Genomic DNA, 26,051 nt, shown 5'->3' on the forward strand with positions numbered 1-26,051 from the left:
AGATTCTAAACCAATTCATTGTCCCAGCCAAATGTAAATAGCCACGGTAAGCACTACCAGAAGCAGCCCGAGATGTTTGGCATACTTCCACGGATGCATTTGTATCGACTCAATATCGGCGGGTTTAAACGTATTGGTATTAGGGTAAAAGTAGGACACGCCGAACATCACTACCATATTTAAAACGAACTCTATGCCCCACAAGTGTACGAAGTGAATGTCGACCTTAAACACGAAACTTGTGAGTATATAGAATGCAAGACCAATAAAAAGAGCGGCCTTTGCTCCCACAGCAGATATTCTGGGTATAAAAAGGCCTGCGATAAGAATGGAAGCGATGGGAATAAAGAAGATACCATTGAGCTGCTGCAGAAGCTGATACAATCCTTCTGGAGCTCCTGCCACCATAGGAGCGGCTATAATGGCGCAAACGGCAAGGATGATAGAAGTCAATTTCCCTATCCAAACCAACTGTTTCTCAGAAGCGTCTTTGTTCAGGTGCCGCTTGTAAATACCCAAACTAAAAATGGTCGCCGTACTATTGAGCACACTGTTAAACGTGCTTAATACCGCACCAAGCACCACTGCAGCGAAAAAGCCGGTGAGGCCTACCGGCAACACTTTTTTAATGAGCTCGGGATAGATCAAGTCCTGGTTATTGTAAAGAGAGTCGCCGAAATAGTAGAAGCCGATCACGCCTGGCAAAATGATGACCAACGGCACCAGCAGCTTCAGCACGCCTGTATACAAAAGACCCTTCTGCGCCTCCGCTAAACTCACCGCACCAAAAGCCCGTTGAATAATGGTCTGATTCATGCACCAGAAGTATAGCTGATTAATCATCAACCCGGTAAAGAGCGTTTCGAATGGCAGCACCGAATCCTTTGTCCCAATTACATTGAACTTCTCAGGAGCGGCCTTGTACACTTTGCTCAGACCTTCGATCATATTGCCATCACCGATGTCCCAAAGAGCAAACCCAAGCACCAGTAGCCCTCCTATAAACAACCCAAACCCATTGATGGTATCAGAAAAGGCTACAGCCTTCAAACCGCCGAAAATGGCATAAATGGAGCCTATCACTCCTATAATGATAACTGTCACCCACAGCCCCTGTCCCTGAGTGACACCTAGTGTTTCAGACACATTAAAGATGCTTTCGAGGTTAATAGCACCGGTATAAAGCACAATTGGCAACAGCGTTACAACGAAGGACACAATCAGGAAAAGAGCCACCAGCGTTCTGGTGATTCGATCAAAGCGGTACTCAAGGTATTGCGGGATTGTTGTCAATCCCATTTTGAGGAACGTCGGAATGAAGTAGAGAGCGCCAATGACCAGTGCTACCGCCGACGTCACCTCCCACGCAATGATGATGAAGCCATTTTTGTAAGCCGAGCCATTCATCCCTATCAGGTGCTCTGTAGAAATATTGGTCAACAACATGGAGCCCGCAATGACGACACCCGTCAAACTCCGGCCACCGAGAAAATAACCATCCTGTGTGTCCAGCTTGTCTTTGCGGAGTTTGTACCACGAAAAGAGGGCAACGAAACTGGTAAAAGCAAGAAAAGATAAAAAGGTAAGTAGCATGTAAGTAGGTGTAGTTATTAAGCGAAAGGGTAATATACACCAGAATGATATTTCTTCCTCATTCAATTATTCAAAGTGGCTTTCCCGTAATTTCGCTTGACTCGGTAGACACGAAATCCCCGCTTGGTACAAATCTTGAGGGTGTATCCGCAACAGCATTCAATAACTATGAAAAACACACCACTCTGGCTATTAATCATCTGCCTTTCCGCTTGCACGGGGCCTCGCATTATTCCGGTTGACTCAGCATCACGGGTCCTTCCAGAGCCGTTAGTCATTCGCCCTGCTTTCGACAGGTACAGCTTGCGGGCCGACTTAATCAGACAAAAAACTTATTCCTATATAAATGATCAATACCATGAGCAGCCTGTGGGCTACCACCCCCTTGGCTTCGATCTGGGCAATGGTCTTTTTTTCGACCTTAACAGCAATTTGTGCCTCGATCTGGGTTATCTCCTGAGGTTGGATAAAAGCAGAGACTTTACCCTGAAGACTACAAACTACAGCATAGATGGCCAACCCAAAAAAAGACAGCATTTTGTAGTGCAAGCAGGGAACCAGTTGTGCACGGGTAGCGGAAGAGACGTCGATGAAGCTGCAACCATCTGCCGCACCCTGGAACAGGAAGGTGAGCAAACTAAAGTAACCAAAAACAACAAGGAAGACTTCACTTTTTCATTGGGCGAAAGCGGGGCAACGTTTGCCAGAAAGGGCAAAGTGAGGGCAGAAATTGTGAAAACATCGAACTCGACTTTCAGAGCAGAAACCAATCGGCCTTTTGAAGTTTCTATGATTGAGGATCAGCTAACATTAGGAAAGGAGTACTACGTTCAGGCAGACGACGAGAAAAAAGAGGTCAGTATTTTCCAGAGAAGAAAAAGGCACCACAAACTCCTTTATACAATCACCGAGACACCTACCACCCGGATTGTTAACAGTCTGAATAGCAACCGGTATGTGGTTGCTCTAGACAAAAATGCACTTACACTTTCCTGCGGCGCACGACCAATACTTCAAATTCAAGTGGATTATGTGAATCAGGCAAGGTAAAAACCAGAGCTCATCATATTGAATCGCCGCTTTCCCGCTTCACTCTTCGATCGAAATTTGGAGTCGCTAGCCTGATGTTTGCGCACACATCTCCTATTTATCAAACAATAAGAGTTTTAACTCTCGCTTTTTTTTCTCAAATTGAGGCTGTCCGTCATATTACTCTTGTACTCAATCATACAACGCTAAACTGACTCTTATCATGGAAAAACTAGAACGCAGATCAACCTTGAAAAAACTCTTTGCCGGTATAGCTGGCTTCGCAGGTTTTGGAGCCGTTTCATCAGCCAACGCATCACCCGCAGCACTTGAAAAGAAAGCCAATAACATCACCACCTTTCAGGACATGCCGCTGTTTTCAGGCTCCACAAAAATGGGCAATCTGGTGTTTATCGCCGGAAAAGGGGCACATTTCGAAGGCGATATCAAAGCACACACCGATCATGTGCTAAAGGAACTGGAAAAAGAACTGATCAATGCCGGTTCTTCTATGGAAAAAGTATTGAAGGTGAGCGTATTCCTGGCCGATTTGAACGACTACAAAGCCATGAACGAAGTCTACAAAGGCAGGTTCGGTGCCAAACCTCCTGTAAGAACTACAGTAGCTACCTATGGCGGCGTACCCGGTGATTCGTTGGTAGAAATTGACTGTATCGCTTACGTTTAAAATACTATTAACGATCCTGCTTTCTAATGAAGCAGGGTCAATTTCCCCTTTCACACCCTTAACTCAATACAATGAGACGCTTTTTATTGATTGCCTGCCTATCGCTTCTTGTGAGCTCCGTTATAGCACAACCCTACCAAATCGTTATCAAAGGCGGTCATGTCATTGACCCTAAAAACAACATCAATGAGCTGATGGATGTTGCCATCCACGATGGAAAGATTGCCAGGGTAGCCAAGACCATCGATGCTACCAGTGCCAGGCAGGTGGTAGATGCGAAAGGCATGTACATTACTCCGGGGCTGATCGACATACATGGACATGTATTCTTCGGCACGCAACCTGATCATTACCTGAGCGACGGGTTGACGGCTATTATGCCGGACGGATTCACCTTTCGTGTAGGTGTGACTACCATTGTGGACGCAGGGGGAGCCGGTTGGAAGTCGTTCCCTACATTCAAAGAGAACATCATTGATAACTCTCAAACCAGGGTACTGTCGTTTCTCAACATTGTAGGTGAAGGCATGAGGGGCGGCGTGTACGAGCAGAACCTGAATGACATGGATCCCCGCATGGCTGCTGCTGTGGCACGGTCAAACAGGGAACATATTGTAGGCTTCAAAGTGGCTCATTTCAACGGCCCGGAATGGACGCCGGTAGACAATGCCGTAGAAGCAGGTAACCTTGCAAAAATGCCTGTGATAGTTGATTTTGGTGGAAACACCCCTCCTTTGTCGATCGAGGAGCTATTTATGAAGCACCTCAGGCCAGGCGACATTTTCACCCATGCCTTCGGGGAACTGGATACGAGAGAACCCATTGTCGATCCGGCCACCAAAAAATTGAAGCCCTTTGTTTGGGATGCGCAAAAAAGAGGAATCGTGTTTGATGTAGGCTATGGTGGGATCAGCTTTTCTTATTCACAGGCCATCCCTGCCATCAAAGCGGGTTTCTATCCTACCACCATCAGCACCGACATCCACGCTGGCAGCTTCAACAACGCCATGAAAGATCAGCTCAGCGTGATGTCGAAATTCCTTCAGATGGGAATGGATTTGGAGCTGGTCATCAATGCCTCCACCTGGAAGCCTGCGCAGGTTATCCAGCGAACGGAGCTCGGGCACCTTACCGAGGGGGCTATTGCCGACGTGGCTATTCTAAATATGCGGAAAGGCAACTTTGGCTTCTTCGACTACCGGGGGCATAAAGAAACCGGCACACAAAAATTTGAATGCGAAATGACGATCAAGGGAGGAAGAATCGTCTACGACTTGAATGGCATTGCTAATCCGGTGGTGCTGCCAAGGTAACTACATGTAAGGCGGGTGTGGACATACCATGTCGTATGGTGTGTCTTCACACCCGCCCCTTAACCCGCTGCTGCCTTTTCGAGGCCCTCACGGATTCGGTCCGCAACAATTCTTTCCTGTCCGGGGCGCATCATCCAGGTGGTGATGCTGACGGAGTTTTCGCCACCACCAGCAACCTCTATCGACGGGTGGCCGCTTCGAAGCACATCTTTAAGGCCGTTGCCTGATATCTTTACCTTTTTGGTATCCCACGAGAGATCCAGGGTAGGAATATGATTGGCAATGGGAGGCACATGAATTTTGATGGTCAGTCCATCGATACCCTTTACGGCGTCGGCAATGAGGTTGATCTGGCCTTCCCACAATTTCCATTCTTTTTCATGGTCTCCATTTACAAAGGCCTCCAACGCCGCCCACATGCCGAGCACCTCTTCCTTGTTCACTTTCATTCCCCTGCCGACAGTATTCCCTCTTGGTGGAGCGCTTAACCGGGCTGCAGCTATCAGTTCTTTTTTACCGAGCAGTAAGCCTGCGCTCTGGGGGCCTCGCAGGCCTTTGCCTCCTGAAAAACATACCAGGTCATAGCCCATTTGGGTGAACTTCCACAGATTCTCCACTGGTGGCACATCAGCCGCACAGTCGTTCATGCAGGGGATATTATTCTCCTTGCCCGTCTTCAGCCATTCTTCTGCATTGATCTGTCCATTAGGCTCATAGGCATTGATAAAAAGCATCAAAGCCGTGTTTTTGTTGATGGCCTTTTTCAACTGTTCTTTTGTCTCCACCTCAATCACTTTCACTCCGCAATTGCGCACAGCATGAGCATAACCAATATTGTGAGACTTCTGAATGATCGCCTCTGTTTTCATCCCTGTGCCTTCCAGGTGTGGAATTTGCTCTGCTTTTTTGGGATCCATGCCGGTGAGCACGCCTGCCATCCCGAAAGTCATTGCTGAAAAGGCTCCGGAAGTGACCGTGGCTGCCTCACATTTAAGCAACTTTGCAATTCTCTCGCCTACTTTATCCTGCAACTCGTCGAGCATTACATAATGCTCCGAGGCGTAGTTGTAAGCGTCTTTCATTTCATCTCTTAGCAAAGAGCCAGTCATAGCGGTGTAAGTGCCCGCCGCATTAATGAAGGTGCGCACGCCCAACTCGGCAAAGTAATCACGGTAAGGGGCTGCAGGTGCAGCGGCAATGGCTGCAAGAGGCACTCCACCACCGATGATCCCTCCAATGAAGGGCACAGCTGATAAGCGTTTAATGAGTTTTCTTCTACTTAGCATAGCTTTGTCGTTTAAATAGGTCTTAACTAAAAACAGGTCGGCTCCGGCATTATTACACTGCGGCCTGAAGCACTTCTTTGATTCGCCTGGCAACAATTGGCACCTGGTCGGGTAACAAAGTAACCACGGTGATGCGAAGAGCATCGTCTCCGGCAGACGTCTCAATCCTGGGCTCACCAGCTCGCAGCTCTTCTACCACGTCCTTTGGCTTAATCTTTACCTTGCTCTGGTCCCACTTCACCAGCAGACCAGGGAATACATTGGCCCGGCCTTTTGGCATGTGCATCTCTCCTTTCACGCCTGGCACGGTTTCTACTGTTTTGGTGATATCGGCTACACGTCCCTCCCACTCCTTCCATTCTTTTTCATGATCCTTTTCAAGATAGAGTTTCAAAGCGGCGTACATACCAAAAATTTCTTCCTTGTTAACTTTCATCGAACGACCGATAGGGCTCTCATGTGGTGAGAAGTTCAGCTTGGCTGCCTCAATCAAGTCTTTGCGGCCAAATAGCAGTCCCGCACTTTGTGGCCCACGGATCATTTTGCCTCCGGAAAAAGTGACAAGGTCAAATCCCATCTTTTGGTACTTAAAAAGGTTCTCAACCGGCGGCACATCAGCTGCCGCATCTATAAAAGAAGGTATATTATTGCGTTTGGAGATAGCCACAAAATCCTCGTGGTTGATACTGTCTTCAATGCCATACCAATCGACAGCCCCATTGAAGAAAAGTGTCATGACTGTCCGTTCATTGAAGGCGGCTTCCATTTCCTTCGCATTCTCCACCTCTATCAGCTTCACCCCTGCACTGCGCACCGCCTGATCAAACACATAGCGATGCTTCTTTTGAATGATCACCTCAGGCTGCGGGCCGGGCAGGTTGGGGATTTGTTTGATCTTGTCCATATCCATGCCGGTGATGGCAGCAGCTGTTCCTATCGTTAGGGCACAAGCAGCGCCGGAAGTAACCATAGCCGCTTCACATTCCAGCATCTCTGCAATTCGGTCACCCACTTTATCGGTCAGTTCATGCATGTTGGCGAAGTCGTGTGCAGTTGCGTTAATCGCCGCCATCACCTCAGGCTCCATCAAAGAACCTGACAGGAAGGTCATGGTGCCACGGGCATTGATCAATGGGCGTATCCCCAGCTCTTTGAATAAGTTTTGCGCAGGTTTCGCTACTGGCGCTACAGCTGCAACAGATTGAATAGGAATACCACTGCCCACAAACCCTCCTATCAAAGGAAGACTGGCTAAGCGTTTTACAAGTTTTCTTCTGCTTAACATGTTCTGATAGTTTATAATGTCCGTCGTATTTTTTCTACATCTTCCGTGGAAACCGCACTGGCCTCATTTCCAAAGCTTTGCCGGATATAGGTAAGCACCCCGGCCACCTCATCATCACTCAAAAAGCTGTGCTGAGGCATCACGTTGTTATACTCTTCCCCATTTACCGTAATGCTTCCTTCCATGCCATTGAGCACAATACTAATAAGCAAGCCTTTGTCGCCTACTACCCAGGGCGCTCCAGCCAATGGCGGAAACCGGCCCGAAGCACCCTTGCCATTATTCTGATGGCAAGAGCCGCAGTAGGTCAGGTAGGTCTTCTCCCCTGCCACTTTCACTCCTTTTTCCAGGTTGTCTTCTATCTTATCAGGTGTGCGGATATTGGAGGCGTTCTTGCGCTCCTCCATTTTAGCCAGTTGTTCGGTGCCAAAGCTGCCCTTATCTCCCTTGTACATTACCCGCCAGATTTTCCCTTTTTCGGTATCAGAAAAATAAAGTGAGCCATCGGGGCCCATGGCTATGCCCATAGGTCTATAAATGGCATCGCTTACATTAACAACGGGGTCTACGCCAGCAAAGCCATCCGCAAACACTTCCCAATCGCCTGAGGGCTGCCCGTTCCTGAAGGGCACAAAGCCAATGAAATAGCCCGCCTGCGGATAGGGTGCCCGGTTGGTGGAGCCATGAAAAGCGATAAAGGCACCGTTTTTATAATGCTCGGGAAATTGATCGCCCGTGTAGAAGAAAAGATCGTTGGGCGCCCAATGTCCTGGGAAACCCATCAAAGGATCTACAAAATCAGCACAGCGTCCGATGCTGTCGCCATCGCCACCATATTCGGGAGCGAGTATCTTCTGGCCTTTTATCTGATCGTAGTAGCAGTAGGGCCAACCTGCGTTGGTGCCTTCGGTCACCCGCAGGAATTCCTCAGCTGGCAGCATGGCACTTTCCCAGGGACTGTACTTCTGCGCCCAAAGCCTGAGCAGGTCGTCCCGACCGTGCATGACTACGTACAGATTATTGTCTTCAGTATTCCAATCCATGGCCACAATGCTGCGCAATCCCGTTGCGAACTTGGTGCCATCTTTCTGCGTTTGGTTTTGCTTATTAGCATCAAACTTCCAGACTCCCCCATGATCTTCCAGTTGGGGACATGGATCCATTCCTGGCATATTGGGTGTCCGTTTTACAGGCATGCAGGCATTCGAAGGCGTGCCAAACGGGACATACATATTTCCCTTATCATCAAAAGAGACCACTTTTGCGATATGCTCATGGCTGCCATGCTCGTGGTCATCTGTTAAAATCGTTTCTATTTCAGTATCCGGAACCAGTTTGCCAGGCACCAGCTTCTGCCGATACACCGCCAGCTGGGAGCCGTAGTATAAATAGCCATTATAGATTCTCATGGCTGCCCCGTAGCTACCGTCGTTTTTGTAGTTACCAAATACCTGCAGCTCGTCGGCCTTGCCATCGCCGTCGTTATCCCGAAGCCCCATATTGCCCCCTTCCTCTTGTGGAAATCGGAGCTTTACGTAGATGTCGCCATTGTCGTTCACCGCCATGTGGCGGGTTTTGCCCTTCAGGCTGTCGACCACCACCAATGCCTCAAAGCCACCGGGAAGAAAAAGGCCGCCATCGTCAGGATCGCCGGGTGGGAACTGCGGGCCGCTGCTGCACGACACCATGACAACAAACCCTGCAGCCAACGCCGACCGGCAGATAAAAGTGATCAATGGATGAAACCATACCTGTTTAGGTAAGAAGCGCCGTCTTGCCATGTTAATTCATATAGAGTGTTTGTTCAATATATAAAAAAACATTCTAAAATGATCTTGTGTGCGGACACAATTACTGGAACGGCTCTGAAAGTGTTTTGTGAGGGCAAGCTTTCACCGGTCTAATCAAAGAAGGTGACGCACCCCACTGTAAAAAAATGTCCGGCAGGTATCTTAAAACGACAGAGAGTTATTCATATCAACAGCAAAATACCCAAACAAACAAATGGACTCTCTATTAGCCGGTTCTTTTATGACGTGAGGTAATATTGTCACTATTAACTAATTAAGGGTTGTGTCAACAAAAATTATCAATCAGAAAATATACAATTGGTTGTTTTTAAATTTTGAATACTTATATTGTTTACTTCTTTTTTCAACCTATTTGTAACAACCTATGGAAACTTCATTTTTCCGGGCAGCCTGCCTGGGATTTAGCCTAGTTTTTTCTTTTTCGCTTAGGGCTCAACTTTATACAGATGAGGTGCAGATAATTGGTGGACTGGGAGGCAAGGTTGGAGTTGGCACCACCGCTCCAGAACCAAAACTCACAGTAGACGGTACCGTATCCGCCGAAGAAGTAAAAGTAGACCTCAACGTGCCCGGCCCAGACTATGTCTTCGAAGCCGACTACCCCCTCCCCTCTCTCGAAGACACCAAAGCCTACATAGAGCAAAACAAACACCTGCCAGGCATTCCCTCTTCCGACAAAATGCAACAAAACGGGGTAAATCTGCTGGAAATGAACATGAAGCTGCTGGAGAAGGTGGAAGAGCTAACGCTGCATTTGATTGACCAAAACAAGCAATTAGCTGCGCAAAAGGCCAGAATGGATGGAATGGAAAAAGAACTAAAATCAATCAAAAAATGAAACTAAAAAACACTTATTCACTATTACTCCTAACTATTGTATTTGGAGTTGTTGAACTGAAAGCCCAAATCTACACAGATGAAGTGAATGTAGTGGAAGGCACAAATGGTAATGTGGGCATTGGAACCACTGCGCCTGAAGAAAAGCTGGACGTCTCCGGAGGGGTTTATATACATAATAGCATCGGGGGCATAAAGCTGGACGCCGTCGTTAACTCAGTAAATAACGGATATGTAAGATCGTCTTTTTTATCATCTCGAAATGGGGATTTAATATGGGATGAACCAAGCCTAAAATGGAAAATTGGAAATAGTGGAAGCAATGACTTCACCGGATTAATACATCGAAGCAATGGGGAACTTGGCTTCATAGCTGGAGCCTCAGGCTCAAGCCCTTTTGAATGGACAAATGTTGATTTTGAAAACACTTTCCAGAGAATGACGATTCATAGCTCTGGAAATATTTCCATTGGGAAAATGAGCGCATCAGAAAGGTTGGATGTGGCAGGCAACATCAAGTCGTCGGGCAAACTTATGGCCGACGGCGAAGTCAATAGCGCTTCTTTTGACAGCAACGGGGGGGCTATTATCATCAAACCTCAAGGCGGCCCATCGGAAGGAGGCGAGCTTGTTTTAAAGGGTGCCCCAACTAAAAATGACTGGCTATTCGACAACTTCCTAGGTACGGCCAGGTTTCACCACGACAACGTGGAATACCTAACAATTACTTCAGACGGAAAGGTTGGGATTGGTGATCCATTACCAACTGACAAGCTCAAAGTGGTAGGTGCCGTCCGTGCCGACACTTATTACTCCAGCACTACCACCTACGCCGACTTTGTTTTTCAAGACTCTTATAAACTCACGCCCCTCTCTGATGTGGAAACCTTTATCAAACGAAACAGGCATCTGCCGGAAATACCCACCGAGGCCGAGGTAATGAAAGATGGCTTAAACTTGACTGAAATGAACGTCAAATTACTGCAAAAGGTGGAGGAGTTGACGCTTTATCTAATTGAACAGAACAAGCAGATAGCTGAGCAAAAAGCCAGAATGGATGGCATGGAAAAAGAACTAAAATCGATCAAAAAATGAAACTAAAAAACACTTACGCACTACTCTTCACAATCGCATTGGGAGTGGTGGAATTGAAAGCTCAAATCTACACTGACGAAGTTAATGTGGTGGAAGGAGATGGTAAAGTTGGGATTGGCACCTCTGAATTGACCTCGAAGTTGAATGTATTGGGACAAAACGCTCAGTTCTTTAGCGGAACATCAGCAAACAGCCTATGGATAGGTAGGAATACTTATGAGACGTTCCAATTTAGGGTTACCGATAGTCATGGCTACCTCGACCTTATTCAGGATGAAACTGGTGACAACCCCCATATCATGTTTTTGCGAAACCTGTCTCCAAGCGTCTCCGCTGACAATGATATCCGACTACAAACATCTGGAGCCAATCGACTGGTGATTAAGGGAGGGGGCAACGTTGGCATTGGCACGTCAAGTCCAGGCGAAAAACTGGATGTAAGTGGCAACATCAAATCTACAGGCGATCTCATCGCCGGAGGGGCAGTTACAGCTACTGGAAACATCACTAGCTCAGCCACCGTTGTAGGCGGAGGGATACAATCAAATGGTGCCCTTTACTTTGGAGGGAATAGTAAGATTGTCAGACTGTATCCGACTACGTCAACCATTGTCACCACCAGTGACATACCTCTTGAATCAAATAGTTATCCATTTTGGGCCGAGATTACTATTATCGGTAACACTACTCACTCAGGGAACAAGGAATTTCTCTGGCACGGAGCGCTTGCCTGGGATAGCGACTACCAGCAATATTCTCTTACCACGATAAGTGCGGTAAACTTCTCAGCAGCTGTGATCAACAGTGGAGGAATTGTAACAATACAGGTTACAAATACGGGTGGTACATCCTGTTGGGTAAATGGTTTTGCTGTAATCATCAGGTAATTTTGCTATGAGTAAAAGTCAACAAGAACTGTCAGAAATTTTTAGTCGACCTTCAGTCGCCCTATGCGGTCTTTTGACTATCCTCAAATCTCTTGAGCTCCAGCCAAAAGACTCCCAACTGGATAGAGCTATCGGAGGCTTGAACGAAGGCGGTCAAATCATTTTAAGAATCACCAACACACTGGGCTCAACCCACTACCCAAGGGTAAAGGGATCCGCCATTATTGTTAAATAAATCAGCTAGTCTATATGAAAAATGTAATAGCTATGAATAGATTGATAAAAACAGTTACGCTACTCTTTCTGCTGCTCTTTACAGCTGGAGCAGCTCAACTTACCAAAGCACAATCAATGGGGCCCCTGAGCGGTGCCGAGCCTAAGTCGTTCAGCCTCTCGCCCGACAACGCTGGTTTTCTGGAAAACAGCGTGAATCTTTTTAATGGACAAGTGCAGTTTCCTTTTCCATTGATGAGTTTATCGGGGAGAGGTGGTTCTTTGTCCTACAGCGCTTCCATATTTTACAATTCAGCTAATGCAAAAGAGTTAGCCAATGTCAGAAATCTGGAATCTCCTACTGGGCCTTTCGGTTTGGGGTGGTCTATAGACAGGCCCAGAATTATTGCAGACCATAAAGGAACCGGCTCCCGGGATGATGATGATTTTTATCTTCAGGAAGGTGGGACTTCCTACGAGCTGATCCCAAATGGATCCGAGGGCACAAATAATTCAATTTGGGTTTACAAGACAAAACAATACCAACCCTGGAAGATCACCTATGACGTTGTGAGTGAAGTATGGCAGATTACCAGGGAGAATGGCATGAAATACAGGTATGGGAATGTGGGATTCGGACAGAATGCCGTTCAGACTATGGTTCGCTGGGGTAATTGGATTGGCCACAGTGCAATTCAGGGAGGGCAAGAAGAAATGATATATATCTGGGACCTTGCCGAGATTGAAGATGCCTGGGGTGATAAGTTGCTTTTTAGTTATGAGCTCGAGGAAGAGCATGTAAGTGATGGAACAACGCCACTTACCATCACCAAGCATACAAAGGCTTCTTATTTAAAACAAATATCAAATTTGGCCGGGAGAAAAATCGTTTTTACGCTTGAAAACAAGGACCCGCAGGAGTACACCGACCCACATACAGAAACCGTTGAGCCTGACCCATATCAGGAGAAGTTTGAAACCAAGTACGTATCAAAAGTAGGGCTATATAACGAACAAGATGTTTTGCTGAAGGAAATTGAGTTTGGCTATGGTTCACTTCAGTCATATTCTTCCGGCTATCCTTACAAGAGAACCTTAACTGCTATTACTCAAAAAGACGGACAAGGTGTTATTCTGTCTGGTGCCGATTACAATTTCGTATATGAACGAGCAGACGACCCTCTCGGCCCAGGGGCACTGTCTAAAATCGTACTACCTACAAATGGGGGTTCTGAGTTCTTTTTTTATGAGGTTGAAATAACTAATTCCAGCTTAAGTTACACACTCCCTGAAGAGAACAGTTACAAAGAACCTAAGATTTTCATTGGTGGTGACTATACCGTAGTCACCAGAAGAAACGTACCAGGAGGAGTTCACAGTGATGCCGGGCAGTCGGTTATTGTAGACGTACTAACCTGGGATGCGGGTAAGTGGAACACTCAGAGAGTGAATGAGCTTGTAAGTGTCAATCTTACAACCGCAACAGATGGAGTTAAGGATCAAAATTTCCAAATAGTGATCGGTAAGGATTTTTTTGCCACACTCAACAAACCTAGCAATTCCAGCAACCCCAGCGTCTACAATCTCCATTTATACAAGAGAGATCCCAATGGGTTTGCCAACTGGATTCCCACAAGCTACACTTTCACGGACAACATCAGCACTGGGTTAGGGGCTAGTCCACGTTTACTAGCCGGTGAAGATTTTGTACTAATTGGCGGCCTTGAAGGCAGACATATCAAGTACGAATGGATAGGAAGTGTCTGGGATGAACTTGCCGCAACCAAGCCTCCAGGAACATACTACTATGGAGCCATCAATAATTACTTCATAACTCACAATGTTTCTGGTGATGACGATATGCGATTGTATTATAAAAATGGGAGAGGAACTTGGAAGTACGGTACATTTTCCGAGACCGGAGTTAATGTGGATCCTACAGAAGGCCCATGTTACTGGCATTTATCTAATGGGTTTGCCTTGTTAATGGCGGCCGGCAAAACCGAATATATATACCGATGGAACCACGATTATGCAGATACACCAGACCCTCAAACTATTGATATTACAACTTACTCAACAGTGTACAGCGGGATTGATAGCAATCCTGTTGTTTGGACTAATAATTCAATGGTAGCAATATTGAAAAATACAGAAGGCGGAATTTTCAGGTTTGATGGAGAAAAATTTATTCCTACCACAGTCACATATCATCACAATTCATCACTGGATGAGAGATACAAATACTCATTTTCTGATGACATGGTATTACATCTCTCCACTTCGACGAAAGTGGGTAGAAAATTCTACGATCCTGTTACAGGCTATTGGATAACGGATGGCCCTTATACTACCTCACAGAATTTATATGAGCCGAGAAATATAATTGCTGGAAATGGGTTTATGGCTATAAAGGACAGAATCTACTTCAGAAATACCGATGGCTCCTATACTGTTGACCCGATCGTTATACCAAACGTCTCATCTGGTTTGGCACTTAGGCAAGGTCAGGGTGGTTTTGACTTTATCGTGGCCGGCTCCAACCCCAGCAACTTTCAAGACTACCAATTTAAAAATGGAAAAGTCCTGGGAGGGCTCACCGGATTTTCAGGATTTATGATTGACGCTAAGGGGGGGCAGAATCAAAGACCAAGCCCACAGGTTGGTTTCAATACGATTGTATCGTACCCCAATTCCTCGAATCATTATGATCAAGGCTCCATCACAATCTTTCGCAAACAAGACGAACAATTCGCAGGAACCATAAAGAAGTGGGTGGTATCGCAAAAAGGCGAAGACAAAAGCCTTGGGCAAGGCAGCACAGATTATGGGAGTAGTTTTGTATATACTCTTAACACAGCCAGTTTGGACCCTTCTGGCAGTATCCCTCAATTTAATGAAATAAAGACCTCTACTAAGGCGCGACCGCAAGGTGGGTATAACTTAATTGATTATGTTGGCCATACCATCAACTACTTTTTCAATGGCTTACCGCCCTCGGCGTTGGGAAATAATTTTCCTAGTCTTGGAGGAAATACAACTGCTAATTATCGAAAACTAAATGGCCTACCCTATAGAACTGAAGTTCACAGCACCGTTTACGTTTCTGGGGTTGGTAATACTTTCCCACTCGTTTCCGAGTCAGTACAAGATTATGTGATCGACGATGTATCTCCCTACGAATACAGAGTACGACCTCATGCCTCCTCGTCGACCACGAATGGCATTACCACCGGAACTACGTATACCTACAACGCTGCAGGGCAACTCGCCACAGAAACTACCACAGACATGTACGAAACAATCGTGGCCGCCAATACTTATTGGTGGGAAGTGTACGACCCTGCCAGAACTACAGGCCGTCTTACCCCAGTCGTTTCACAAACACGCACGATCAATGGTGAAGTTGTCGAAGCGTCAGCCACGAGGTGGAAGTATTGGAGCTTCGATGAAATAGCTGAGGATAGTACAAAGGTTGCTCCCTACAAGTCTTATACCTGGAAGAAAAATGGCTCATCAGCTTTCTCAGCCTGGGTCTCTGAGCCGAGTTCCAGCACTTGGCAGAAAGAAAATGAAATCCTAAGTTATGATCTGACTCGTGGTCTTCCGATTGATACCAAGGAAAGAAACGGCATGATCACCCACAGCATTTACGATCCTGACAGACCCTTGGTACTAGCAAGCTCTTCAGGCTATTTTTCAGAAGCTTCTGTTCAATATGAAGGTTTTGAAACTATCGGCAATAACACAACGGCGTTGGCCGGCAAAAAAAGCAACGATGGCACCTACACAATCAATGGAGTGACAGGAAGCCCAAAACTCACTTACTGGCAGAAAGTCGGGGCTGGCAATTGGGAATTCATAGAGACTACTGCCACCAACGGTACCATTGGCGGCACAGGAACTCTACTGGATGAAGTGCGAATTTTTCCTTCAGGGGGCTATATGACCACATATTCCTATGATGATTTTGGTAATATATTATCCTCAAACGACCTGAATAATATCCTCTCTCATTACGAATATGACAGTTTTGGGAGACTTAAACTGATAAGGGATCAAAAAAAGAACATTCTTAAGAGTTATATCTACAACTTCCAGAACTAAGCCTCATGAAAAATAACTTAATTCTACTGTTTGCTTTGCTTGGTCCACTTTGTGCCCTGGGGCAAACCGATTCTCTTAGCTTACCTTCCCAAATAATGGGCGCTTCTGATACCCTGGCCTCAGAACAATCGAGCACCTCTGTCGTTAATCAGACCACCGACAGTTCCTACGCTGCAACTGAGGTCGATACATTATCAACTGAAAGCTCTACAACATCTCAAGACTCGTTCTCTCTTGCCAACTCTGTTCTGGCAACAAATCAAGCGGACACTTTAACTTCGCTTGATTCTCTCTCTGGGTCGCCAAAAAATGTAGAATTAAACGATACAGCACAAAAAGCAGAGGCTATCGATCAGGTTTCCTTCAACACGAAAAAAATACATTGGAATAGCTCGCAAAACCGTTCTCTTCAATCTAATAGCACCCCCTCTACCCAAGGGTACAGTCTTGTGACGGACCGGGGAAAATCGATCACTTTAATTGGACCTACCAGGCAGTGGACTTTCGATATTGTATCAAAAGAGAGTGGTTCATTCGTCGATTCATCGATTGGTTGGGATGTGATCTTCAACATTAAATATAACGAAACCTATGGGAAATTTGAGGTCAAAAACAACGATGGGGTTTTAAGCTATATTCTGGATTTTAGAGAAACCAACCCAAACGGACTTTTTAGAGAATTCATCATCACTGAAACAAATATCGAACAGCAATGAGAAAGACACTTCGATCACTTCGCATAACTATTTGTATTGCGCTATCGTTTTTAAGTATTGGGCAAACTTTTGCTCAAGATGTGACAGGGGAATTAGAGGTCTCAGTTGGTGATTTGGAACCATATTCTTATTTCGATGACGAGATCATCGTAGATCCAAATTGGATCTTAAGTGGCGGTGGTTATGTCAGCAGCGAAAGCCAAAGTTCGCTGACTTATACGGCCAATGTGAAATGGAACACTGAGGGAGATTGGCTACTGAGTCTATATGACGATAATATTTTTATCCATTCTTGGGCTGTTAAAGTGATACCGGCGGTACCGCCAGCCCCACCCGCATCGACAATTGATGGAGAAAGATGTGGCGAAGGATCTGTTCAACTTTCGGCCACTCTGGGAAATGGGGCTACCGACATTCGGTGGTACGATGCTTCGAACGCCTATCTTGGAACGGGTTTGACGTACAATACTCCTTCGATCACAACTACTACTACTTTCTATGCAGCATCATACAACGCAAACTCAGAACTCAGTTCTACCAAAGTACAAGTCATCGCAACAATCAATCCTCCTTCGGTTGATCCTCCAGTCGTTACCGGAAATGCAAGATTTGGCCCTGGAACACTGTCATTGACTGCCGCAGGCGACCCCGGTACTTTTTCATGGTACCGTTCTTCTGGAACATTTCTAACCAATGGAGCAAGCTATTCTGACTATGAATACTCTAGTTCAACTCCCTATTATGTTATTCTTACACCCTCAGCAGGGTGCCCGAGTTTGCCCACTTGGGTGGATGTAATCATAGAGCCGATGCCCCAGTTAACAGCAAGTAGGAGTCATGTCGCCCTTGGCCCGGTTACCCTTACAACTGGCTCTGTTTACAGTTCTTATGAGTGGAAAAAGGATGGAATTACGATCAGCGGAACAACCAATACATTGGAGGTATCAGAGTCTGGTTCTTACATCGTTACAGTGACCAAAGCCAATACTGAAGGCAGTGGCAACTCGAGCCCGAAAGTTATCACAGATGGCCCATTTGAAAATCAGTTTGCCGGAGTCAATGGTAATTATATCGTAACCAATACCGTTTTAACAAGTGGTATCACTTCAGAAGCTCAGGTGGCCAATCTTCCCTACACTTCGAATGCGCAAACGGTAAAATACCTTGATGAACTTGGCATGCCAAAACAGTCTATTGCGACGATGGCATCACCCAACTTTAAAGATATTGTAGTCCAATATGAATATGACGTATATGGGCGACAACACCGAAACTACCTCCCATTTGCCCATGAAACTGAAAGCAATGGATTGTTGAAAACTGACCCCCTTCCAACCACAGACCGCCCATTTTCTGAGGCCGTATTTGAGGACTCTCCGCTGGGTCGTGTGAAGCAGAGTTTTGGCCCTGGGAACGACTGGTATAATGCTAGCAAGTCTATCCAACAAGAATACTCCTCCAACGATGATGGAATCGAAAGCATTATTGCATGGGAGTTAGATGGTTCGGGCATGCCTGTGAGGGCTTCGGGGCCCGTTGGCTACGTCAGCAACGGGTTCTATACCAACAACCAACTTGCCATAAGTATCTCAAAAGATGAACATGGCCGGGAAGTGAGGGCTTACACCAACAAAAAAGGGCAGTTGGTGTTAAAAAAGATACAATATGCAGAGTCTGCGAGCCTTTCCAATCCCAGCCACTGGCTTCAAAACTATTACATCTATGACAAATACGGCAATCTCCGTTACGAGTTAACCCCCACCCTTTCAGAAATACTAGCCAACTCTGGGCTAGACGCTAGTCAAGCGGAGCTTGACAAACTGGCCTTCAAGTATACCTACGATATCAGGGATAGGATGATTACTTCAAAGGCTCCAGCAACGGGCCCAGTGGTCATGGTGTACGACGACTGGGATAGGGTGGTTATGACACAGGATGCCAATCAAAAGGCCGCCTTCCAATGGAGCTATACCAAGTACGACTACCTGAGCCGTCCAGTGATTTCAGGTATTTACACCCATTCATCGGATATTGATCAGGCTACCATGACTGGCAATATCGTTACAGCCAATGAGGCCTATGACGGAACACCGGGCACTCATGGCTACACCAATACTGTGTTTCCCACAACAGGCGTCGAAGCGCTGGCTGTCACCTACTACGACAAATACGAGTTTCCTGCGGGAACGGGTATCCCAACGTATGAAAGTTTGGATCTCCCGGGCCAGCAGCCCGCCACAGCATTCGATCGGGTGGTAGGTCAGGTCGTGGGTTCTAAGGTAAAAGTACTTGGCACCGCCAATACGTATTTATGGGGTGTAACCTACTTTGATGACGAGCTCCGTCCGGTACAGACTGTGGCGCAAAATCACCTGGGAGGATACGACAGAATAACCACCGCTACCAACTTTGTCGGAGACGTGACTGAATCGAAGATAACGCACACGACCTCATCAGGCACCACAACAGTATCCAAACGATACAATTATGACCACGCTGGCCGCCTAAAGCAGCTCTACCACAAGGTGGGCACCGGCCCCGAAATATTACTGGCAGAATATATCTACAACGAAAAGGGAGAAATGGCAGAACGTAACCTGCATATACCCCGCCCAGTAGAAGGAGGAGGGTCATTTACCCATGACGGCGGCCGATATGCACATAGCATCACCTTGACCGAATACAGCGGTGAAAAAAAAATCGTCGCCTCTCAATCAATCACTCTCCTGCCTGGTGTTCATATTAAAGCCACCGGCAACAACAACGTCCATTTGTACCTTAATGACAACGAAGTGCAGACTGCAGCGCAACAGGCATCCAATGGCCTGCAATCTGTTGACTACGCCTACAATGTGAGAGGTTGGCTGCAAGGCATTAACGATAGCAGTTTACCGACCGATCCGGAAGAGGCTGACGATTTGTTTGGTTTATCAATTAACTACAACACGGAAGCGAGTTCAATGGCAAATCCCACACTTTTCAATGGCAACATCTCTGCCATCCGATGGAGTGCCAATCTGGGACTGGGTGCGACAAAAGAGCGAGGATATACCTTTTCTTACGACCCCGTCAATCGCTTAACGGCATCTTCCTACCAAGAGAAATCAAGCTCCTGGTCAGCCACCGGTTCGTTTGATGAAAATGGCATTGCCTACGACCCTAATGGGAATATTACGACACTACAACGCAGAGGCGGTTTAAACCCCGTAGACAACCTAACCTACACCTATCAGGACACCAACAGCGACAGGCTGGCCAAAGTAAGCGACAGCGCCGACGACGCCGAGGGCTTTATCGACGGCACCAATACCGGCGATGACTATGCTTACGACGCCAATGGCAACCTGCTGCAAGATTTGAACAAGAACATCCCAGCCAATGGCATTGAGTACAACCACCTCAACCTGCCTACAAAGATAACCATCACAGACCTGGGCTACTTTGTCTTTACTTACGATGCCACCGGGCGAAAGCTCCGCCAGGAGTTTTTTGACCCGTCCGACGTAAGCAAATGGCACATGGACTACGACGGAGCCTTTCTCTACAAAAATGATGTGCTACAGCAAATCGCTCATGAAGAAGGGCGATACCTACCCAACGGTGAGTACCAGTACGTGATTGCCGACCACTTGGGTAGCAGCCGGGTGGTATTTACCTCCGAGCCTGGTTATGAGACTGCTACGGCCAGCATGGAAACTTCCAACGTTTCGGAAGAGCAAGGGGAGTTCCTGTTTTACGACGAGGCAGTGAAGGTGAACTCTTCCATTTTTGACCATACCAACCAGGGAGGCACCTTTTATTCCAACCGCCTAACGGGCACCGCTCTGGAACGGACTGGCCTGGCCAAATCGCTGAGTGTAATGCCCGGCGACGTGATCAAAGCGGAAGTATACGCCAAATACCTCGACCCCAACTCTGGAAACTGGACAACGGCTCTTGCCAACCTAATCAACTCTATAGCCAACAGCACTGCTCCTGCAGGTACTTTTATTGACGGAGGCGCTGCCGGTAGCACGGGTGGTGTGGCCTTCCCTTTTGCAGATGACCTGGCCAAGGGCGGCGAAACAGGCACTGCTCCCAAAGCCTATCTCAATTACCTTATTTTTGACAGGAACTTCGATCCAATAGGAGATGGTTTTGTGCGGCTGACCACCGACGCCAGGGAATACGGGCAGGATGCTGCGCACGAAAGGCTGGCAGTAGAGTTCACCATTACGCAACCGGGCTATGTGTATGTATTCCTGAGCAACGACAATGTATTCCTGGGAGGCGACCCCATAGAAACCTACTGGGACGACTTCTCCGTAGAGCACATACAAAGCCCGGTGGTGCAAATGCAGGACTACTACCCCTTTGGGCTGGCTTACAATAGCTACCTGCGTGAAAACACCCGGCAAGACAAGTTCCTCTTCCAGGGCAAGGAGCGGATTGACACCCTGGGTATTTATGATTTCCACGCCAGACTTTACTCCGGTGAGCTGGGCAGGTTCCTGAGTGTAGACCCTAAAAACCAGTTTGCCAGCGGCTACACCGGCATGGGTAATAGCCCAATGATGGGCGTGGACCCTGATGGGGAGTTTGTGTGGTTTGCACCAATTATTATTGGCGCAGCAATAAATGTCGCAATCAATGCCAAGAAAGGAAACATAGACAACTTTTGGCAAGGACTGGGGTATGCTGTTGTTGGGGGTGCTGCCGGTGCGTTGAGTGCAGGGCTTGGTGCAGGTATCAGTGCTGGCCTAGCCGGTTCCGGTTTTGGCGCAGGTTTTGCAACCGCTTTCTCCGGTGCGGGAACCCTAGCACAAGCGGGAATTGCTGGAGCGTCCTCCGGATTCTTTTCAGGAGCAGCAATAGGGGCTGGTGCTGGTTTTGGTTCTGGTTTCATTAATAGTTTTGGAAACGCTTTAGTAGGAGGGGAACGATTTGGAAACTCACTTGGTATGGGGATAAGAGACGGCGTTGTTGGAGGTATCACTGGCGGAGCGGTTGGAGGGCTCTCGGGGGGGATAAGCGCCATCAAAGATGGGCGTAAGTTTTGGAGTGGGGCCACCAACGACCCAGAGTTCAATGCACTAATGAAAACTGCCTATGGCAAGCAAACGTTCGCCGACGTCGAACATGATACCTGGGTGCTGAATACCGAGCATGGGGCGGCGTTAACTGCTGATGGAAGACCTGTCAATGGTAAATTAGATGTTGGATGGGTTGATGAGATAGGTGACCGAATCGATCTGACGGGAAGGAGCATCGATACCCCCGCTCAAGTACATGGCCATCGCGGAATCGGAAAATTTAGTGGGAGGCCATCAGGTATGAACGGCGATTTTGGAGCTTTGCAAAATGTCCGTGCAGATATCAATCCAAACATCCAAAGCTACACTATTGGGGTCAGAGGTGGCGGAATTTATAGAGTAAATTCTAGTTTCATGTCTATGAAAGCAGGTCAACTAGTTATTAGCTTTGGTACATCTCTTGCGAAAAGAGGAACTTCATTGCTTTACGGCGCAGGATTAACCAACTATTATGGGCTTTTTGGAATGTTTTGATGCTATTCGAAAATGCAAACTGTGGGTTGTATTTTCCCTTTCGTTTTGCTGCGGACTTAGCTACGTACATGGTCAGCCCAATCCGTGCCTGCGCGACCTCCCTGTGGATTCTTCGTTATTTGATATTTGGTTGCTTAAGGAAGAAAAGAGACTTGCCAAAATTTGGGAATTAGATTTTGACGGTTGCGTGGTTCCTTTACCTAATAGGGAAAGCATAGATGACAACGAGGTTTATGCTATTATGAAAATGAAAGTTAGTTGCTATTATTTAGAGTTGCTGAAACTAAAAGCTCATGTAAACGACACATCTAGTTTTATTAGCATTACTGAGAATTCCGAGCATCTACCACCGAAACAGTACTTAATCTATCAAAAGGCGGATGATTTTTTTGTGGCAAAGTCCACCCTCAACACTTCAAAGTTTGGCAAGGAAGTTTGTACATCTAAGATCGATACACTTCAAGCCAGTGCGATCTTTTCAATGCTGGATCTTTTTTTTTGGAGCGAGCAATTTGACGAAGATACTAAGAATATAAGGGAAACCGGAATAGTAGCTTATCATTCAGCAACTGTCATAATTGAGGCGAGAAGTGGCAGTAACCACAATATCATTTTGCGAAATGCAATTGATGTCTACGAACCTCAGCTTAACCTATTGTATTATAGGGTTAAAATGCTAATTGAATAGGTTGACACTATCGTCACACCAGCTCCGACCAACCGAGGCTTACTCTCGCACCGAACAGTGGCGCAAGTCAAAGACTCACACCAATATTCACCAATCAGGAATGGTCAGCTTGCTGTTTCCTGATTTTAAAAGGTGGCCAGTGGCATTTGCCTGCCCTACGATTAGAATAACAAGTTAATGGGTCATGAGAGAAGACGATATGAGCAGGAAGCGCATTGGAGGACTACTCGGCAGGGTGGCTATAAACTCTAAGAAAGCAAAAGACACAAATCTCAAATAGGCACCTTGAAATGGGTCAGTTAATATGATATCAAACGAGTTACCCGCTCCTGTCTTCGTCGCACCGGTGGAAGATATGAATACTTCCTCTGCCTACAGCCAAAAAGCTCTGGCCATTACTGCATGCCTTTATATTGCTTTACTTTTGGTGAATATCAACCCTGTCATAGGTCAAACCACTTCCCTGCGGGTTGAAGCCAACATCGGCACTTTTGTTATGACTGACCCCAAAGAGTTTCAGGATGGGCTGCCCTCGGCTTTGCTGGGCAAGGATTATAAAAGCATCCCCTACAAGGTGTATGGCAACTTCAGCCCTACCCCGGGCTACGATGTAGTGCTCACCTTCCCTGTTGGCCCCACGGAATGGAACATTTTGGGTGGCTACAATTCCACAGGCTCCCGGCTCCATTATAGAGACTATTCTGGCGAAATCAAAGTAGATCAGGTGGTGAGTAATATGCACTTTGCTCTTGACTACTCAGTCGTAACCTTGCCGGGGCAGTATGGCATCGTGTTCAAGCCTTCCATTGCTGCTGGCATTGCCTTTTCTGATCATAAGCTGGAGAGTTTGTTTGTGTTACAAGGCCTGCCTACAGATACCTATAACGATCACCTGGCCTCAAAGCAGTGGTTTGCTCTCCCCTCTTGCAAAATGGAGTACCAGGTAAGTCGCTTTCTGCTGATGGCCAGGGTGGGTTACCATATCCAAATCAACTTCAACGACGATTTTCGGCCCAACTGGAGCGGTGTGAGGGCGGGAGCAGGTGTAGGTATTATCTTGAAAAAAGGCCAGGAAAAATCAACCAATCAGGGATGAAAAAAAGAATCCACCTACCTACGGGATACTTAGCGATGGCGCTCCTGGCGCTGTGCCATCTAACCTCCTGCGAGTTTCAACCAGAAGGAGACAACTTTGTGGAAATTGACCCGGTGCAAAAATCGGAACTGACCAGGTATGAAATCACCGACATAGAAGATGGCTTGCTTTTAACCGAACCAATAGAGCTGAGCTATTCGTTTGCCGTAACAGACGGAAAGTTCTATTTGTTCGAGGCTGTGCTCGACCGCACAGTCAGCCATCAGGAGATATTCAAATCAGAATACCCCAAAGGGGTTTTTACAGTCGACCCCGCCAAACTGTATCCCAACGACTCCTATGGGAGGTTCGACCTGGTTTTTACTGTGTACACCAACACCAACACGGGAAGCATGGCCGACGTGGTGGGTGCTGAGGTGGTTGCCTATCAGCTCAAAAAAGAAGTAGTAATTGACCGAAGACCACCAGCAGACATTCCATTTGAAGCCAGCCTCGGGGAAGAGGGCATAGTGGTGGAGTTTGGAGAGTACCCTTATGCCAACCTCGTCAGTACTACGGTGTATGCCTCTTACGATCCTGCGACTGTATACGCTGAGGACAACAAGGTCATCACATTGGCCCGTGGAGATTCGACAGCCAAAATCAATTCCTACGTAGGAGGAAAAATTTACATCGGGGCTATCGTGGAAAGCACCACCAGCACTGAGTGGAACAGTCCTCACATCGTCCCCATTCAATCCTATGACTTTCTGCCTGCTCCAAAGATCGTAAAAAAAGAAACCCTTAAAAATGGTCTATTCAAGGTGTATTGGTCGAAGCCGCCCATAGCAGCTTCATTTCGGAGTTATCAACTCCTGCACAACAATACCCTGCTAGCAGAGCTTTCTTCAATAAACGATACGGCGGCCGTCTTGAACGACCTTGTATTTGGAAGGCCCTATGAAATTGAACTGAAAACGACGGGAAGTTCAGGAATAGCAGTTTTTGATACCGACACACTAACGCTCGGCAATCCATTCCCCAGTTTCTACAGGCTGTACGTTGACAAAGAGGATGCAAATGAAAAGCTGATTTATACTGATTTAGATCATCGACTGTTCAAGGAAAGTTCTCCCGACGTTTTTTACGATGGTTATGTGGAGGAAGTGGCACTATCAAAAAAATATAACCTGGTGGCGGTTCTCTATAGTCGACGCCTCCTGCTTTTAGACTACAATACCCTGGCCGTACTTGATGAAATCACGCTGAATGACATCTTCTACCCGTCCAGCCCCTACAGTCAGCGATACCTTGGTCTATCCATCCTGAATGAGCGCTTTATTGGCTTTCTTGGCCCCGTACCCGTCATTTACGATTATATCGACAATGTTGGGTACAAGCTTGGCGTGCAATATTCTGCGGCCTACTATTTCAAAGACTCCAATACGCTATTCACACCGGGGGGTATTTTTTCCAGGTATACGCTGGAAGCCTCAGGCCCGGTTTACGATACAAACCTTTTCGAATTCTCGGATCTTCGCTACTCATTCACCTTCAATAATTACCTGCTACTTTCCGCAACCGACAATAATGAGATAAAGGTTTATTCAGCACCAAATCTAGATTTAGTAGGTAGCTATACCCTGGGGATAGACAAGGCAATCGCTGAAGTCGACCACTTCACATCGTGGGGACTCCAGCATGGGTTTACTGGTTCTACAACTACTGCCACTATTATAGACCTGTTGACTGGGGAGCGTCTTTTTGAAGTTGATTATTTCGGAGAGGTGAGGCTGATTAACGGCGTGCTTTACCACCAAAACGGATTGTCAATCGAGTTTGACCGATAAAAAAAGAGATTCAACCACATGATCCACTTTCA

Annotated in this window: 16 protein-coding genes; 12 read left to right on the plus strand and 4 right to left on the minus strand. The window is 46.7% G+C overall.

All coding sequences use genetic code 11. The annotated features are described in order from the left end of the window. Positions 1-15: 15 nt before the first annotated feature. Positions 16-1,593 carry a solute:sodium symporter family transporter gene (locus GC130_RS16020; RefSeq protein WP_151999346.1) on the minus strand — a complete coding sequence of 526 codons (1,578 nt, stop codon included), beginning with the start codon at positions 1,591-1,593 and terminating at the stop codon, positions 16-18. A gap of 168 nt (positions 1,594-1,761) precedes the next feature. On the opposite strand from GC130_RS16020, the gene GC130_RS16025 reads away from it, so the two are divergent. From GC130_RS16025 to GC130_RS16035, 3 genes are all read left to right on the plus strand, one after another. Then, positions 1,762-2,643, plus strand: coding sequence for a hypothetical protein (locus tag GC130_RS16025; RefSeq protein WP_151999347.1), 882 nt, complete (start codon positions 1,762-1,764; stop codon positions 2,641-2,643). A 202-nt stretch (positions 2,644-2,845) separates the two neighbouring features. Then, positions 2,846-3,310 (plus strand): RidA family protein, encoded by a 465-nt coding sequence (locus GC130_RS16030; RefSeq protein ID WP_151999348.1) that lies wholly within the window; start codon positions 2,846-2,848, stop codon positions 3,308-3,310. A gap of 71 nt (positions 3,311-3,381) precedes the next feature. Continuing rightward, positions 3,382-4,623 (plus strand): amidohydrolase/deacetylase family metallohydrolase, encoded by a 1,242-nt coding sequence (locus GC130_RS16035; RefSeq protein ID WP_151999349.1) that lies wholly within the window; start codon positions 3,382-3,384, stop codon positions 4,621-4,623. Between the two features lie 59 nt (positions 4,624-4,682). Here GC130_RS16035 and GC130_RS16040 read toward each other — a convergent pair whose 3' ends face one another. The 3 genes from GC130_RS16040 to GC130_RS16050 are packed head-to-tail and all read right to left on the minus strand — an operon-like array spanning position 4,683 to position 8,975. Next, on the minus strand, positions 4,683-5,909 hold the full coding sequence (locus GC130_RS16040; RefSeq protein ID WP_151999350.1) for a selenocysteine synthase: 1,227 nt from the start codon (positions 5,907-5,909) through the stop codon (positions 4,683-4,685). 52 nt (positions 5,910-5,961) lie between these two features. Next, complete coding sequence (locus GC130_RS16045) at positions 5,962-7,194, minus strand: aminotransferase class V-fold PLP-dependent enzyme (protein ID WP_151999351.1); 1,233 nt, start codon at positions 7,192-7,194, stop codon at positions 5,962-5,964. An 11-nt stretch (positions 7,195-7,205) separates the two neighbouring features. Then, complete coding sequence (locus GC130_RS16050; protein ID WP_370455789.1) at positions 7,206-8,975, minus strand: c-type cytochrome; 1,770 nt, start codon at positions 8,973-8,975, stop codon at positions 7,206-7,208. A 394-nt stretch (positions 8,976-9,369) separates the two neighbouring features. On the opposite strand from GC130_RS16050, the gene GC130_RS16055 reads away from it, so the two are divergent. The 9 genes from GC130_RS16055 to GC130_RS16095 all read left to right on the plus strand — a co-directional run bounded on the left by GC130_RS16055 (position 9,370) and on the right by GC130_RS16095 (position 26,019). Further along, positions 9,370-9,843: a hypothetical protein gene (locus GC130_RS16055; RefSeq protein ID WP_151999352.1), complete on the plus strand. Its 474-nt coding sequence runs from the start codon at positions 9,370-9,372 to the stop codon at positions 9,841-9,843. Then, the gene (locus GC130_RS16060) at positions 9,840-10,937 is read left to right on the plus strand and encodes a hypothetical protein (protein ID WP_151999353.1); all 1,098 of its coding nucleotides are present in this window, start codon (positions 9,840-9,842) and stop codon (positions 10,935-10,937) included. Before GC130_RS16055 ends, GC130_RS16060 begins: the two co-directional genes overlap by 4 nt. After that, the gene (locus tag GC130_RS16065; protein WP_151999354.1) at positions 10,934-11,824 is read left to right on the plus strand and encodes a hypothetical protein; all 891 of its coding nucleotides are present in this window, start codon (positions 10,934-10,936) and stop codon (positions 11,822-11,824) included. The genes GC130_RS16060 and GC130_RS16065 overlap by 4 nt, the downstream gene beginning before the upstream one ends. Positions 11,825-12,091: 267 nt before the next feature. Then, positions 12,092-16,144: a SpvB/TcaC N-terminal domain-containing protein gene (locus GC130_RS16070; RefSeq protein ID WP_193217882.1), complete on the plus strand. Its 4,053-nt coding sequence runs from the start codon at positions 12,092-12,094 to the stop codon at positions 16,142-16,144. Positions 16,145-16,149: 5 nt separating this feature from the next. Beyond that, on the plus strand, positions 16,150-16,860 hold the full coding sequence (locus GC130_RS16075) for a hypothetical protein (RefSeq protein ID WP_151999356.1): 711 nt from the start codon (positions 16,150-16,152) through the stop codon (positions 16,858-16,860). Further along, on the plus strand, positions 16,857-22,406 hold the full coding sequence (locus GC130_RS16080; protein ID WP_151999357.1) for a DUF6443 domain-containing protein: 5,550 nt from the start codon (positions 16,857-16,859) through the stop codon (positions 22,404-22,406). Before GC130_RS16075 ends, GC130_RS16080 begins: the two co-directional genes overlap by 4 nt. Further along, the gene (locus tag GC130_RS16085) at positions 22,384-23,094 is read left to right on the plus strand and encodes a hypothetical protein (RefSeq protein WP_151999358.1); all 711 of its coding nucleotides are present in this window, start codon (positions 22,384-22,386) and stop codon (positions 23,092-23,094) included. The genes GC130_RS16080 and GC130_RS16085 overlap by 23 nt, the downstream gene beginning before the upstream one ends. A 304-nt stretch (positions 23,095-23,398) precedes the next feature. After that, complete coding sequence (locus GC130_RS16090; RefSeq protein ID WP_151999359.1) at positions 23,399-24,190, plus strand: hypothetical protein; 792 nt, start codon at positions 23,399-23,401, stop codon at positions 24,188-24,190. Further along, a complete protein-coding gene (locus GC130_RS16095) occupies positions 24,187-26,019 on the plus strand; it encodes a hypothetical protein (protein ID WP_151999360.1) in 1,833 nt (610 codons plus the stop codon). The genes GC130_RS16090 and GC130_RS16095 overlap by 4 nt, the downstream gene beginning before the upstream one ends. The last annotated feature ends 32 nt before the right edge of the window (positions 26,020-26,051 follow it).

The organism is Imperialibacter sp. EC-SDR9 (assembly GCF_902498805.1).
Classification (GTDB): domain Bacteria; phylum Bacteroidota; class Bacteroidia; order Cytophagales; family Cyclobacteriaceae; genus Imperialibacter.

Excerpts from the sequence above, each read along its gene's own strand:
- GC130_RS16075 (WP_151999356.1), top strand. The coding sequence starts at position 16,150 with ATGAAAAATAACTTAATTCTACTGTTTGCTTTGCTTGGTCCACTTTGT.
- GC130_RS16050 (WP_370455789.1), bottom strand. The coding sequence starts at position 8,975 with ATGGCAAGACGGCGCTTCTTACCTAAACAGGTATGGTTTCATCCATTG.
- GC130_RS16055 (WP_151999352.1), top strand. The coding sequence starts at position 9,370 with ATGGAAACTTCATTTTTCCGGGCAGCCTGCCTGGGATTTAGCCTAGTT.
- GC130_RS16040 (WP_151999350.1), bottom strand. The coding sequence starts at position 5,909 with ATGCTAAGTAGAAGAAAACTCATTAAACGCTTATCAGCTGTGCCCTTC.
- GC130_RS16045 (WP_151999351.1), bottom strand. The coding sequence starts at position 7,194 with ATGTTAAGCAGAAGAAAACTTGTAAAACGCTTAGCCAGTCTTCCTTTG.
- GC130_RS16035 (WP_151999349.1), top strand. The coding sequence starts at position 3,382 with ATGAGACGCTTTTTATTGATTGCCTGCCTATCGCTTCTTGTGAGCTCC.
- GC130_RS16090 (WP_151999359.1), top strand. The coding sequence starts at position 23,399 with ATGATATCAAACGAGTTACCCGCTCCTGTCTTCGTCGCACCGGTGGAA.
- GC130_RS16095 (WP_151999360.1), top strand. The coding sequence starts at position 24,187 with ATGAAAAAAAGAATCCACCTACCTACGGGATACTTAGCGATGGCGCTC.
- GC130_RS16020 (WP_151999346.1), bottom strand. The coding sequence starts at position 1,593 with ATGCTACTTACCTTTTTATCTTTTCTTGCTTTTACCAGTTTCGTTGCC.
- GC130_RS16070 (WP_193217882.1), top strand. The coding sequence starts at position 12,092 with ATGAATAGATTGATAAAAACAGTTACGCTACTCTTTCTGCTGCTCTTT.
- GC130_RS16080 (WP_151999357.1), top strand. The coding sequence starts at position 16,857 with ATGAGAAAGACACTTCGATCACTTCGCATAACTATTTGTATTGCGCTA.
- GC130_RS16025 (WP_151999347.1), top strand. The coding sequence starts at position 1,762 with ATGAAAAACACACCACTCTGGCTATTAATCATCTGCCTTTCCGCTTGC.
- GC130_RS16085 (WP_151999358.1), top strand. The coding sequence starts at position 22,384 with ATGGGCTTTTTGGAATGTTTTGATGCTATTCGAAAATGCAAACTGTGG.
- GC130_RS16060 (WP_151999353.1), top strand. The coding sequence starts at position 9,840 with ATGAAACTAAAAAACACTTATTCACTATTACTCCTAACTATTGTATTT.
- GC130_RS16030 (WP_151999348.1), top strand. The coding sequence starts at position 2,846 with ATGGAAAAACTAGAACGCAGATCAACCTTGAAAAAACTCTTTGCCGGT.
- GC130_RS16065 (WP_151999354.1), top strand. The coding sequence starts at position 10,934 with ATGAAACTAAAAAACACTTACGCACTACTCTTCACAATCGCATTGGGA.